16 protein-coding genes are annotated in these 13,275 nt (G+C 35.8%); 5 read left to right on the top strand and 11 right to left on the bottom strand.

Annotation, left to right across the window (positions count from 1 at the left end; translation table 11 throughout):
* Positions 1 to 3: 3 nt before the first annotated feature.
* The 5 genes from AB1278_RS22230 to AB1278_RS22210 form a co-directional block, all read right to left on the bottom strand.
* A complete protein-coding gene (locus tag AB1278_RS22230) occupies positions 4 to 459 on the bottom strand; it encodes a hypothetical protein (RefSeq protein WP_429817074.1) in 456 nt (151 codons plus the stop codon).
* Positions 460 to 1,132: 673 nt separating this feature from the next.
* Entirely contained in the window at positions 1,133 to 1,768 is a 636-nt protein-coding gene (locus tag AB1278_RS22225; RefSeq protein WP_110008437.1) for a carbonic anhydrase, read from the bottom strand.
* A gap of 52 nt (positions 1,769 to 1,820) precedes the next feature.
* Positions 1,821 to 3,413, bottom strand: a complete 1,593-nt coding sequence (locus tag AB1278_RS22220) for a SulP family inorganic anion transporter (RefSeq protein ID WP_110008438.1) — start codon at positions 3,411 to 3,413, stop codon at positions 1,821 to 1,823.
* Positions 3,414 to 3,558: 145 nt separating this feature from the next.
* Positions 3,559 to 3,858, bottom strand: a complete 300-nt coding sequence (locus tag AB1278_RS22215; RefSeq protein WP_076595975.1) for a hypothetical protein — start codon at positions 3,856 to 3,858, stop codon at positions 3,559 to 3,561.
* A gap of 21 nt (positions 3,859 to 3,879) precedes the next feature.
* Complete coding sequence (locus AB1278_RS22210) at positions 3,880 to 4,548, bottom strand: carbonic anhydrase (RefSeq protein ID WP_411414213.1); 669 nt, start codon at positions 4,546 to 4,548, stop codon at positions 3,880 to 3,882.
* A 367-nt stretch (positions 4,549 to 4,915) separates the two neighbouring features.
* Here AB1278_RS22210 and AB1278_RS22205 point away from each other — a divergent pair, with 367 nt between their 5' ends.
* A complete protein-coding gene (locus AB1278_RS22205; protein ID WP_429817070.1) occupies positions 4,916 to 6,046 on the top strand; it encodes a helix-turn-helix domain-containing protein in 1,131 nt (376 codons plus the stop codon).
* Between the two features lie 125 nt (positions 6,047 to 6,171).
* Positions 6,172 to 6,777 (top strand): DUF2306 domain-containing protein, encoded by a 606-nt coding sequence (locus tag AB1278_RS22200; RefSeq protein ID WP_202841692.1) that lies wholly within the window; start codon positions 6,172 to 6,174, stop codon positions 6,775 to 6,777.
* 192 nt (positions 6,778 to 6,969) lie between these two features.
* Here the strand turns inward: AB1278_RS22200 and AB1278_RS22195 are convergent, their stop codons facing one another.
* From AB1278_RS22195 to AB1278_RS22185, 3 genes are read right to left on the bottom strand one after another with little or no spacing between them, the layout of a single operon-like run.
* Positions 6,970 to 7,524, bottom strand: coding sequence for a serine O-acetyltransferase (locus AB1278_RS22195; protein WP_110008441.1), 555 nt, complete (start codon positions 7,522 to 7,524; stop codon positions 6,970 to 6,972).
* Positions 7,525 to 7,535: 11 nt separating this feature from the next.
* Positions 7,536 to 8,684, bottom strand: a complete 1,149-nt coding sequence (locus tag AB1278_RS22190) for a glycosyltransferase (RefSeq protein WP_343639693.1) — start codon at positions 8,682 to 8,684, stop codon at positions 7,536 to 7,538.
* A 37-nt stretch (positions 8,685 to 8,721) separates the two neighbouring features.
* Positions 8,722 to 9,291 carry an acyltransferase gene (locus tag AB1278_RS22185; protein WP_202841688.1) on the bottom strand — a complete coding sequence of 190 codons (570 nt, stop codon included), beginning with the start codon at positions 9,289 to 9,291 and terminating at the stop codon, positions 8,722 to 8,724.
* Between the two features lie 53 nt (positions 9,292 to 9,344).
* On the opposite strand from AB1278_RS22185, the gene AB1278_RS22180 reads away from it, so the two are divergent.
* Genes AB1278_RS22180 through AB1278_RS22170 form a run of 3 tightly spaced genes read left to right on the top strand, consistent with a single transcriptional unit; the run spans position 9,345 to position 11,335 of the window.
* Positions 9,345 to 10,316: a 3-oxoacyl-ACP synthase III family protein gene (locus AB1278_RS22180; protein WP_137904394.1), complete on the top strand. Its 972-nt coding sequence runs from the start codon at positions 9,345 to 9,347 to the stop codon at positions 10,314 to 10,316.
* Positions 10,317 to 10,343: 27 nt separating this feature from the next.
* On the top strand, positions 10,344 to 10,577 hold the full coding sequence (locus AB1278_RS22175) for a phosphopantetheine-binding protein (RefSeq protein WP_047380387.1): 234 nt from the start codon (positions 10,344 to 10,346) through the stop codon (positions 10,575 to 10,577).
* Positions 10,577 to 11,335: an SDR family NAD(P)-dependent oxidoreductase gene (locus tag AB1278_RS22170; protein ID WP_429817065.1), complete on the top strand. Its 759-nt coding sequence runs from the start codon at positions 10,577 to 10,579 to the stop codon at positions 11,333 to 11,335. Before AB1278_RS22175 ends, AB1278_RS22170 begins: the two co-directional genes overlap by 1 nt.
* Before the next feature lies 1 nt (position 11,336).
* On the opposite strand, the gene AB1278_RS22165 is transcribed toward AB1278_RS22170, so the two are convergent.
* Genes AB1278_RS22165 through AB1278_RS22155 form a run of 3 tightly spaced genes read right to left on the bottom strand, consistent with a single transcriptional unit; the run spans position 11,337 to position 13,267 of the window.
* Entirely contained in the window at positions 11,337 to 12,494 is a 1,158-nt protein-coding gene (locus AB1278_RS22165) for a glycosyltransferase (protein ID WP_429817062.1), read from the bottom strand.
* Positions 12,495 to 12,527: 33 nt separating this feature from the next.
* Entirely contained in the window at positions 12,528 to 12,719 is a 192-nt protein-coding gene (locus AB1278_RS22160) for a hypothetical protein (RefSeq protein ID WP_202841683.1), read from the bottom strand.
* A 5-nt stretch (positions 12,720 to 12,724) separates the two neighbouring features.
* Positions 12,725 to 13,267, bottom strand: coding sequence for an acyltransferase (locus AB1278_RS22155; RefSeq protein ID WP_110008448.1), 543 nt, complete (start codon positions 13,265 to 13,267; stop codon positions 12,725 to 12,727).
* Positions 13,268 to 13,275: the final 8 nt, after the last annotated feature.

The raw sequence follows: 13,275 nt of genomic DNA, 5'->3' as shown, positions 1-13,275 counted from the left end.
CCATTACCTTTTAGTGATGTTTTTACTGAAAATTCTTCCGTCTTTCAGGGTAAAGCGCAATATGTATACGCCCCAATCATAACCAGTCATATTGATTTTCAACTGCCTGTTAAGTCCTGGCATATTCTTCTGCTGAAATTTCCAGTGTACTGTACTATGTTGATATAGGGAAACTGATTCTATCAGCGTGTCCGTTTGTTCCGTCCAGTCAATGGTTAAGATGTCATTTACCGGAACCGGATATAGACGTATCTGCTTCCAGAAAGTTTTTTCATCTATCAATTGGTTTTTGGAAAGGGAAGCACTTTTAAGTTGTGTTGCAGATTTTCCTGCAATATCTTCAGGCCCCCGGTAGCGCTGGCTGCCTGCTTCGTCATATTTGAAATAGACTTCTGTTTGTTGGGCATAGGACATGCCTATCCCAGTGCATAATAATGCACTTAAATAAATTTTATTCATGGGTAATTTTTATAAGAATTAGTGTTTAGTATTTATTCCAAATGAGGAATATCCCTATTACTTTGGGATTACAGGATAAGGCTTATCCTGACAGGAAGATTTTTTTCATAGCTTGTGTTTTTAGCGTATAATACTATAATCCGGCTACAAAGCAGGATATCGCAATACAATAGTCTTTATGGGACACTAAGGCTGAAGCCCTGCACAAACAATTAGAGAGATATCCTTGATTGTTGTGCATACAAGAAATTAATTAGAGGAATATAATTTCTTTTTCTCTTGTTAATTTTTAATACACATTAATTTAAATTACTAAAAAGTAAAACTGCAGTGTTTGAGGTATGTTTTATAATAAAAATTTCAGGTTATAGTCTTTTTTTTTGAGATATAAGTTTTAGTTTTTTTAGTTTCAAAGCTATAGCTTATAATAGCTACAAATTATGTCGTATCTTTTTTCTTTAAAAAGAAACGAAACTGCAATATATAATTAATCTTCAATAATTAAAATTAAATCTCTTTGAAATGAAATATATTGCTGTTTAAGCCAATTTATTGACAAGATAGGTTTATAATTATCTTATTTTATGATGATATACGATAAAAAATAAATGCCACCGGAATTCCGGTGACATTTTCTGTAAATTATAATTGAATTTTAAAAAAATATTACTTTTTACAACCAGGTTACTGCACCTGTTTCAACGTCATAATTGGCTCCCACGATTTTAATTTTACCCTCAGTTTCAAGATTTTTAAGTGTTGAACTTTGCTTACGGATATCTTCAATCGCACTTCTTACGTTTTGCTGATTAAGCCTTTCAAGAAGCGAGCTGTTTTTTGATGAACGTTCTTCGTTTTCTTCAATGATTTCATTGATAATCGGGTTGAAATGGTTGATAAGGTGGTTTAGGTTATCCATTCCCAGTCCTTCAATTTGTGCGGCATCAAGGCCTCCTTTCAACGCCCCGCATTTGGTGTGTCCTAATACTACAATAAGCTTGGAACCGGCAACATTACAACCAAATTCCATGGATCCCAGAATGTCCTGATTCACAAAGTTACCGGCAATTCTGATACTAAAGATGTCTCCCAATCCCTGGTCGAAGATAAGTTCTGCAGAAGTACGGCTGTCTATACAGCTTAAAACTACTGCAAATGGCCACTGCCCCTCACGTGTTGCATTCACTTGTTCAAGAAGGTCTCTGTTTGCTTTAAGGTTGTTTACAAATCTCTGGTTTCCTTCTTTTAAGAATTCCAATGCTTTCTCAGGGGTAATAGTAGACTGGGTTTCGTATGTATGCGCTTTCATATTTTTTATTGTTTTCAAATTTAAAGTTAAAAAAATTAATTAATTATTGAGATTACATGGCTCTTTTGTGAGTCACAAGAATATGGGAATCCTGACTTCTTTCGTAATCTCTGTATGAAGTTTTAAAGCCTATCAGTTCTACATTGATGTCTTGTTCCTTTGCGCGGATATTGGCAAAATCCTGGATCATTTCCAGTACATCGGTGGCAATATAGGATGTACTTCTTGCATCAATGATTACTGTAGAATTGGGTTTTATATTTTTAAGAGTTTTTTTGATGGCTGCCTTATTTAAAAATGATACTTCTTCAGCAAGCTTGATATTGATTCCATCAGCGTCATCCAATCTTTCTCTGCTTAAATAATAAGCTCTTTTCATATTTCCCTGAAGAATATAGAAAACGGAGATGGCAAGACCAATTCCTACTCCTTTTAGCAGATCTGTTGCCACTACAGCTACAACGGTTGCTACAAATGGAATAAACTGGAATTTTCCTAAGTGCCAGAAATGTTTGAACGTAGCTGGCTTTGCCAGTTTATATCCTACTAAAATTAATACCGCAGCCAGTGTAGCTAATGGAATTAAATTGAGAACAACAGGAATGGAAAGAACACAGATCAATAAGAAGACTCCATGAATGATTGCCGAGATTTTTGAGGTGGCCCCTGCATTGGCATTCGCAGAACTTCTTACCACAACAGAAGTCATTGGAAGTCCGCCAATAAAAGAACTTACAAGGTTCCCGATTCCCTGGGCCTTAAGCTCAAGATTGGTATCTGTAATTCTTCTCTGTCTGTCTAACCGGTCTGAGGCTTCAATACAAAGTAACGTTTCAATAGAGGCCACAATCGCAATTGTTGCTCCTACGATCCATACTTTTGGATTAGTGAAACCATTAAAGTCCGGAGTCGTGATCAGATTTTTAAAATCATCAAAAGACTGTGGAACCGGCAGGGAAACCAAATGCTGGGTTTCGATAGCCAGAGAGCTTCCGGACATCTTAAAGAGTTGATTCAAAAGAATACTTATAATTACGGCAACCAACGCTCCCGGAAGCATTTTCATTCTTTTCAGTACATGGATTTTGTCCCATGCGATAAGGATTGCTACAGAAACCAGTGTAATAACAATGGCTCCCGGATGGATCGCTCCCAATAATTCTGTAAAATATCCGAAGTTTAAACCGTTATCAAAAATAGATTCATGGCCTTCATAATCTTTATCGAATCCTAAAGCATGCGGAATCTGTTTTAAAATAATAATGATTCCTATGGCTGCCAGCATTCCTTCAATAACATTATTAGGGAAATAGTTGGAAATACTTCCGGCTCTTACAAACCCTAAAACCAATTGAATAAGTCCTGCAATGATCCCTGCACAAAGGAAAAGTTCAAATGCGCCAAGATCTGTAATTGCTGTTAAAACGATAGCTGTCAGACCTGCAGCGGGCCCGGAAACTGAAATATTTGAATTACTGATTGTTCCTACTACCAGGCCGCCTACGATACCGGCAATAATACCGGATAATGGTGGAGCACCTGATGCTAAAGCAATTCCTAAACACAACGGAAGTGCTACTAAAAATACCACGAGTCCTGAAGGAAAATTTTCCTTGATTCCTCCTATTAATGATGTCTTTTTCATAATGTGAAGCTGTAAGGTATAGCCGGCTTATTTTTTTTAAATAAGTCAGTTATAAAAAGTTGAGAAAAAATAATTTTTAATGTACATGAGTCTCCGATATCAAAAATGATATGGAAATGGTATCAAAAAAATCTAACTATAGGAGTTACGCTTCCGGAGGGGGAGAAAATATAGTAAGTAAAGGTGAAAGATGAAAAGAATCATCAATCAGAACAAAAGACATACCCTGAACATCAGGTTCTGAAAACTTCAGATAATCGAACACATCTAAAGGTTTCGGAATGGTCTTTTCGTAAACAATGAATGAGGATGGGTGAGAATGAGGCTCTTCTTCATTGATTATTACATTCGTTCTTGCAATATCCCAGCCCGCCACCGCAGCAATGCCCGGCAGCGCTGTAAAATTCAGAAAAAACGTTAATACAATAATACTCCAGAATTTCATTTTACCTTCTTTTTAGAAAAACTATTTAGTCTTTCTGCTCATTACCCAATCTGAACCTGTAAGATTATAGATCTTTTGGATATCTTTTAAGATTTTCTCAAAATCAATCTCCAGATCAATGATTTTACCTGTTCTAAGGTCAAATACCCAGCCGTGAACAATAGGATACTCTTCTAAAATGTATCTTTCCTGTACACAGGCCATTTTGATCACATTGATGCACTGCTCCTGAACATTGAGTTCTACAAGTCTGTCATAACGTTTGCCTTCGTCCTCAATAGAATCCAGTTCTGCCTGATGAAGTCTGTACACATCACGAATGGTTCTCAGCCATGGATTCAATAATCCCAGATCCTGAGGTGTCATCGCTGCTTTTACACCGCCACAGTTGTAATGTCCGCAGACAATAATATGTTTTACTTTCAGATGTTCTACAGCGTATTGAATAACTGCTGTGGAACTCATATCTAAAGTATTAACAACATTGGCGATGTTTCTGTAAACAAAAACTTCTCCGGGTTTTGCTCCCATCAACTCTTCTGCGGTAGCCCGGCTATCTGAACAGCCGATGTACAGATAATCCGGATGCTGAGTTTTGGCAAGTTCATGGAAGAAATCCGGATTTTCAGCTACTTTGGACTCTACCCATTTTTTATTGTTTTCGAAAATAACCTCGTACGATTGTGACATAATTTTAAAATGTGTAATTATTTATTTCGTTTAAATTATTTCCAAAATCAATAGATCAAATCAATAATTATGCAAAAATATAATTTTTGTTAAATAATAAATCACTTTTAACAAAGTTTAATATTAAAATATGCTTAAAATCATATTCACTATTCCAATATTATTTGTAGTACAGCTATTGAGGAAATCCAAACGTTTAAAAAGCAGGATAAAATTACGAAGTATAATTTAAAATTTGTGATTTATGAATTAAAATATTCTTAATTCTTGAGGCAATATGAATTGTTTTTGCTGAAATAGTTAATAAAAAGACTTTGTATATGTCAAAAAATAAATAATTTAAAGCTCTGATTAATTTATCTATCTAATGTCTGATTTTGGTCTGCAGTCTTTACCATCGGCTTTTTATCTGGCAGGAGTATTCATTGCCTGTTTCTCTTCATTTCTGATTGCAGGGAAACGTAAGAAGATAATGGCTGATTATATTCTGGCAGCATGGTTTCTGATTATAGGAATACATCTTATTTTATTTTTGTTATTTTTTTCCGGCAGCTATATAAAGTTTCCTTATTTTCTGGGCTATGAAGTTATCTTTCCCTTTATTCATGGCCCAATGTTATATCTGTATGTTTTGTGTGTTACAGGAAAAGCACCGGGCAACAAGATCTGGTTTCTGCACTTTGTTCCTATTTTGATCGTCTTGGTAATGCTGTTCAAATTATTGATTTTGTCTCCATGGGACAGGCTTGCCATTTATCAAAGCGGAAGCAGCCAATACAAAATGATAAGCAGTATTCTCAAATATATGATGATACTATCCGGAATAGTATATATTGCATTAAGTTTTTTTGCCGTCAGAAGGTATACAAGAGAGATTACTGACCAATTTTCAAATACAGAGAAAATTAATCTAAAATGGCTGTATTATCTTATTGCCGGATTAGCTTTGATATGGATTGCCGTGATGATCAGAAATGATATTCTTATTTTTTTCATCGTTGTTCTGTTTATCGTTGCCGCCGCATATTTTGGGATCAGCCGTGTTGGAATTCTGAACTTACCTGTAATAGAAGTCAATGTAAATGGAGTAGAGATGGATAATGAAGCGGTAAAGTATCAGAAGAATTCTCCGGGAGAGGAGGTGATCATAGCTGTTTATGAAAAGCTTGTTTATCAAATGGAGAAAGAAAGGCTTTATAAAGATCCTGAGCTGAATCTGAATCATACTGCCGAATTACTGAAAGTTCATCCTAATATACTCTCTCAGGCAATTAATTCGATTGAAAATAAAAATTTTTATGATTATATCAATCGTCAGAGGATTGAAGAATTTAAAAGGATAGCAGTACTTCCTGAAAACAGAAAATATACCATTCTTTCATTAGCATTTGAGAGTGGATTTAATTCTAAAACGTCGTTTAACCGGAATTTTAAAAAGTATATGAACTGTTCGCCCAGAGATTTTTTAAAGAGCCAAAGCATAGAGATTGAGATGTGATGATTGGTCTGATGATAAGATATATCGTTTAATCATAATGGTTTACAAATATGTTCCACCTTTCATTTTGGGACAATCGATGCTTTTATATTCCTCATTTTTACAGAAAAAAGAAATCAGGTATTATGAAAAAATTATTATTTGTAGTGATGGGTGTACTGGCTTTGCTGATCGGAGCCTATCCTCTTATTTATGCTTTCGTTGAATCTAAAAATACTTTTCTGGGTTCAAAATCTCCCGAATTACTCCACAGCATGATTTGGACAACAGCATTTTTTGCCCACATTACCTTTGGGGGACTTGCTCTTTTTATAGGCTGGCGTCAGTTTGGAAGTTCATTCCGGAATAAATACCTGAAGATTCATCGGATCATTGGTACTTTTTACGTAATTGCTGTGATGATAAGTTCTGTCTCAGCTATTTATATGGGGTTTTATGCCAATGGAGGTCTGGTTTCAGCAATTGGGTTTATATGTTTGGGATTGATCTGGTTCATAACAACTCTCGCTGCCTTGGTAGAAATCAGAAAAGGTGATATCATCAGACATCAGCAATTGATGACTTACAGTTATGCCTGTACCTTTGCTGCTGTAACGTTGAGGTTGTGGTTTCCTTTGCTGAAAAATATTACAGGAAATCCTACAGATTCCTATATTGCTGTAGCGTGGTTGTGCTGGGTTCCTAATGTATTAATTGCCTATCTTATTAACAGAAAAGTAGCTGTTGCGTAAGTTGAGCGTTGATAAGGAATTTGATCTGTTTGATTTCAAGTATTGTGTGGAACCGTCATAATAGCTCAGTTCTTTGAATTTCAATCAGATATAATCTGTTGCTAGGTTCGGGTGGCTTCCATGATGTGAAGAACTACAAATTTACTCTCTTTTCAAATGTATTCGGAATTTTTACAATAAGTACTGTGTTTACTACACCTTACGGTTGATATAATCCTTTGTTGCATCTGCTGTAGGAATTATTTTTGCAGGATTTCCAATGACAACAGAACCGGAGGGAACATCAAAATTGACATAAGAATTGGGAACAATCAATACATCATTTCCGATCGTGATATTTCCTACAATGACAGCATTGGTACCAATCCAGACTTCATCTCCAATAACCGGATATCCTTCATTTTTTCCGCGGTTTTGCTGGCCTATAGTGACTCCATGGGCGATATTGCAGTTTTTCCCGATCACTGTTTTCGGGTTGATGACAAGGCTTCCAAAATGTCCTAAATAAAAACCTTCACCAATCTGCGTTTCAGGATAAATCTGAAAACCGTATTTGATCTGGTAATGTCTTAGTACAATTCTCCAGAAAATATTCAAAAGAGGAGTTTTCTGATACTTCTGTGCTTTTCTCAGAATGTAAACAAAGTGAAGATTGGGATTGATGCATTTTTTCCAGATCTGAAACGTTGAAAGCCACTTTCCGCTTTCCCGGTAAAAGTCTTTTTGAATGATTGAATAATCTGCCATCGTCAATATTTTTATACTTCGTCAATTATTTTCTGAAGATGTTCCACAGATTTTTCCAGAACAAACGGAAGCTCTGTTTCCGAAATTCGTTTTTTATATTCTTCAGTGATATCTTTATCCGTAAGAAACTTTTTCATTCCTTCATAGATTCCTTCTTCGGAATTTGCAGTGATATTTCCAAGCTTTCCATCCTGCAGAAGATCTCTGATGCCGGAAATATCCGTAGCAGAAATAGGTTTGTTGAGGATAAGAGCTTCGGCAATAATCGTGGGGAATCCTTCATGTCTTGAGGACATAATATAGAAATCCGCCTTTTTCATATAAGGATAAGGATTACTGCTGAAGCCAAGCATTTTTGCAGTATCCTGAAGCCCCAGCTGATTAAGCTGATCCTGAATAGTATTAAAATCATACCCGTCGCCAATGATTAAAAGCTGATGCTTCAGCCCTTCGTCAATAAGTTTTTTGTGAACATTGAGTAATCTGTCGTATCCTTTCTGAGGATATACGGTTCCTACTGTTACAAAAGTGGGAAGATCATTGCTGAAAGGAAAATCATCAACTTTAATATCTGCCTTTCTTAACGTATCGTTTTTGTCAATAGGGTTGAAGATCTTAATCACAGATGCTTTTTCATCTTCATTTTTAGCCAGATTGTGCATCCCTTCCTGAAGCTTGTTGGAGATGACCAGAATTCTGTCAAACCTGAAAAATTGTCTGATCACTTCAGGAGTGTATTCTTTTAAATTGAAAATATCATTCTGTACCCAGATAATCTTTTTCGAATCTTTTTGAGGACTGGAGAGAATTTCCTGATGCATCGCATGGATAGCAGCAATCTCTACATCATATTTTTTATTCTTTAAAACAAATTTGTAAAGAAGGAAAGGGAACCAAAGAAACATTTTCTGATAAAGAACCCTGTAAGCTTTCACAGGAATATCCTGCAGCCTGTTGGTGGTGATCATTTCTCCTTTTGTCAAATAGTACAGTGTCACCCATGATGGGACCTCTTTAATGTATAACCCCGAATAGAGATTGAGCAGAAGATCAACTTCATACTTATCAGCAGGCAGATTCTTCAAAAAGTTGATTAATACTTTCTCAGCACCACCATGACGTAATGAACCTATACGAATGAGGAGTTTTTTCTTTTTCAATTTGTTTTTTTCTATTTTATGATTTTACAAGATAAATTTATTTAATTTTTCTTGCTTTCTTATACTTGTGAGGAAGATTTTCTTTGATATAGGCATCCAGCTTTTTTCTGTCTTTCTCCAGTTCACGGGGATATTCCGGGTTGTTTTTAAGAACAATGTCACCATAGTCTTCAATAGTGCACAAAAATTGAGCCGGGTTTCCAATAAAGACCGTATTGTCTGGCATAGACTGTGACAATACAGAGTTGGCACCCAAAATACAGTTGTTTCCAATTTGTACATCCTGCATAATAACAGCATTAAGACCAATAGTACAGTTATTTCCGATTTTTATTCTTCCCAGTATTCTTGCATCTTCATAGCCCGGAAGTTTTCTGAGTAGAGTAGTCGTTCCGCCATGGTTTACAAATCTTACATCTCCGGCAATGTTGACATTATCACCAATTTCAATAAGGTAAGGTTCAGTTCCGAAATACACTTTATCAGGCATATTAAAGTTTTTTCCTACTTTCATCCCTCTGTATTTAGCCACTTCAAGGCTGGCTCTATTCAAAAAAGAATGATAGAGGGAGTCTATTTTTAATAAGATTCTGAATATAAAAATCATCACAAGTGTAAATTTGTTTTCGTTACTTTTGCAAAGAAAGAGAATTTATTAATATGATGAAAATTTCAAAAATAGAATATTATCTTCCTCAGCAGGTGTTAACTAACGAGGATCTTGAAAAGCAGTTCCCTGAATGGAGCTCCGAACGTATCCAGGAGAAAGTAGGTATTTCCCAGCGCCATATTTCTTCTGACAGCGAAACCGTACTGGATATGGCTGTGCAATCTTCAGAAAAAATTTTCGAAAACTATGACAGAAACAAGGTAGATTTTATTTTGTTCTGCACTCAGAGTCCGGAGTATTTCCTTCCTACTACGGCCTGTATTTTGCAGGACAGATTGGGGCTTAGAAAAAATATCGGAGCTATAGATTTTAACCTAGGCTGTTCAGGATTTGTTTATGGATTAGCGTTTGCAAAAGGATTGATTGCTGCTGGAATTGCAAAAAGTATTCTCTTGGTTACTTCAGAAACGTACACCAAACATATTCATCCTGATGATAAAGGAAACCGAAGCATATTCGGAGATGCCTCTGCCTCTGCTATTATTGAAAAGGCCGAGGGTAACGATTATCAGTTCTGCCTGGGAACAGACGGAAGCGGTGCAGAAAATCTTATGGTGAAAAAAGGAGCTTTTAAAAAAGACTTCGAACTGAATCCGGAACACGAATTCGGCCCCGAAAATATTTATATGAATGGCCCTGAAATTTTTAATTTTACAATTGAAAATATTCCGGGACTGGTCAAGGAAACATTGGAAGTGAACGGAATGACCATGGATGATATCGATCATTTTGTTTTTCACCAGGCCAATTCTTTTATGCTGAATTATTTAAGAAAGAAAACAAAAATACCGGCAGAAAAGTTTTATATTGACATGGAAAAAACCGGGAATACTGTTTCTGCAACAATTCCTATTGCTCTTAAAAATATGATGGATAAAGGAATGCTGAAAGAAGGAGATAAGGTTTTAATGGCAGGATTTGGAGTTGGATATTCATGGGGTGCCACTATTATGGAAATTTAAAAGAACAAACATTTAAAATTATAAAATATGAAAACATCCGTTTTTTTAGAAAAACTACAGGAAGAATTGGAAGAAGATGAAACATTGACTACAGAAACGAACCTGAAATCTTTAGAAAGCTATGATTCTATCAGTTTACTTTCTGTTATTGCTTTTGTAGACGAAAATTTCAGCAAAAAAATTGATACCAAGCATTTTAAAGATATTGAAACCGTTTCAGATCTGATGAATGTTATAGGAAAAGAAAATTTTGAGGATTAATGGATGCTTTCTCATTAAAAAATAAAATTATTCTCATTACAGGGGCTTCTTCCGGAATCGGGAGAAGCTGTTCTGTAGAATGCAGCAAAAGCGGTGCTGATCTGATTCTTGTAGGAAGAAACCGGGAAGAACTGATGAAAACTGTTTCTATGCTCAATCCGGAAACAAAAGTTGAAATTATCACTGAAGATATTACCCAATCTGAAAATCTTGAAGTAATTATTGCAGATAAAGTATCAGTTTTAGGGAAAATATCAGGGTTTATTCACTGTGCTGGTATCGAAAAAACGTTACCATTAAAAAAACACAATGCTCAGCTATATCAGGACATATTTGCTGTCAATGTCATTGCAGGACTTGAAATTGCAAAAATTTTATCTTTAAAAAAATACAAAGACGAAAACTCCAGTTTTGTATTTATTTCTTCTGTGGCAGGGATGATAGGAGAGGCAGGGAAGGCCGCTTATTCTGCCAGTAAAGGCGCAGTCATTTCCGGAGCCCGTTCTTTGGCTATGGAGCTTTCAAGAAGTAATATCCGGGTCAACAGCATTAGTCCGGCAATGGTCAATACCCCGATTTTAGAGAAAATGTTTGAAAATATCGGAGAAGAAGCTTCATCAGAAATCATAAAAAAACATCCACTGGGAATAGGTGAACCTAAAGATGTAGCGAATGCCTGTATTTTTCTGTTGTCTGATGCCTCAAGATGGGTTACAGGCAGCAACCTTGTGATAGACGGAGGCTATTCTGCACAGTAACTTACTTTTTGTGTAGAGTTTCTATAATATTTTCTACGCTGTCAAATATTTTCTTGTTATCGAATTGATCTTCAATGGTTTTTAGATTGTTTCTGATATGGGCTATCAGTTCGTGGTCTGTCAGAAATGTTTTCATGGCTTCATACATTTCATCTACTTCATAACTGATGAGGTATCCTGTCTCACGGTCTTTGATCATAAGGCCTACATCACCTACTTCTGTTGCAATAATGGGCTTCTGCAGGATTAAGGCTTCAGCAATGACCAGCGGCCATGCTTCAGATTCTGAAGGAAGAATAAAATAATCCGCTTTTTTGATATAAGGATAAGGATTCATTTGGTTTCCAACCAGAATAAACGTTTTTTCGACATTATTTTTGGCTGCCTGTGCCCTGAGGTTGTTCATTTCATCACCATCACCGATGACAATAATGTTGTGATGAAACCCTTCATCCATGAGCTTTTTATGAGCGTCAATAAGCTTGTGATATCCCTTTCTTGAATGAAGTCTTCCAATAGACGCAAAAACAGGGCCTTCGGGAAAATTGTCAAGCTTTTCTTCTGCCTTATATTTAATTTCTTCAATAGGAATAGGATTAATGATAACGCTTTCAGCGGGATATTTGAGATTCGGGTAATGCTTGTGCATCATGTCTTTTATCTTATGGGAGCAGTATACCATATGGTCGAACTGCGGAAAGCTCTTTAAAATATCCGGAACCAGAGGCTGGAATTTAGGGACATTAATTTCAGAGTGAAACCATCCGATTTTTTTTGAATTCTTATTGGTTGAATTCAGAATGGCATCATAGTCTCTGTAATCCATCCCGATCTCAATGTCAAAAGTATCATTGATAAGACGGTCTGCAATGGCAGGGGTATTTTTCAGTTTTCTCAGCCTTATTCTTCTTTTAACGAGCTGAAGTTTCTGTAAAATAGAATTGTTGGAAAAATCTTCTTTTCCATCGGTAAGGTATATTTTTCTGATATGCTTCGGAAGTTCATCACGCAGTTTCCCCTGATTAAGAGTGAGACATACGGTGATATCAAATTTATCAGGGTTAAGATTATTGAGAATACTTAACATCACTTTTTCTACACCACCCATTTCCATTGAGCGGTGCCTGAAAAGAATTTTTATTTTCCTGTTTTCCGACATTATCTGAAAATTTTTTGTAAAGTAAAGAGTTTTTTATTTGTTTATAAAATTTCGTTTTTGATATTCCGGAAGCACAAAATCTCTCTGATGCTTTTTCTTGTCCTGCAAAAGATCATCCGGAAAATCAGTTCCGTAATCCTGGCGGACAGGTTTAAACAAATAATTATAGTAATTCCTGTATAAAGCTTCAATGTTATAAGAATTTCTAAGTCCTGGAAACTTCATCCGATTTAAAGAGAGTCGAAAACCAGATCCTGTTTGTTGATGACACGTGTGTTAGCAGGGATGTCTTTATAAATAGTGCATCCGGCACCAATAATACAATTATCACCTATTGTCACCCCTTTCAGTACGGTTACATTACTTCCAAGCCAGCAATTGTTTCCTATTTTTATGGGAGCTTTTGAAAATTCGGAAGGGTATATTTTTATTGCAGGGGACGTCTCATAGGCATGATTATGATCATAGAGTTTCACATTTTCACCGAATAAAGTATTGTTGCCTATTGATATATGTTCTAAACAGTTTATAGAACAGAAATTGTTCATAAAAAAGTGGTTTCCTATTTCCAGGACAGCATTTTTATTGATCAGGATACAGGTGTAATTTCTGAAGTCTGCAGCTGAGCCAATGCTTAGCTTTTTTAAATTGTTATCCAAAATAAAGCGGTTACCAACACCTAATCTGAGGTTTTCAAAAAAAACATTAGGATGTTTTTTCAGCAGAAACAGTTGTTTTTTCCTGTTTATTTTTTCAAAAAAATCATAGAACATATACTATC

Source organism: Chryseobacterium sp. NRRL B-14798 (genome assembly GCF_050470705.1).
GTDB classification, from domain to species: domain Bacteria; phylum Bacteroidota; class Bacteroidia; order Flavobacteriales; family Weeksellaceae; genus Chryseobacterium; species Chryseobacterium cupriresistens.
Note: the sequence above shows the minus strand (reverse complement) of the source record. Positions and strands in the feature narration are given on the sequence as shown.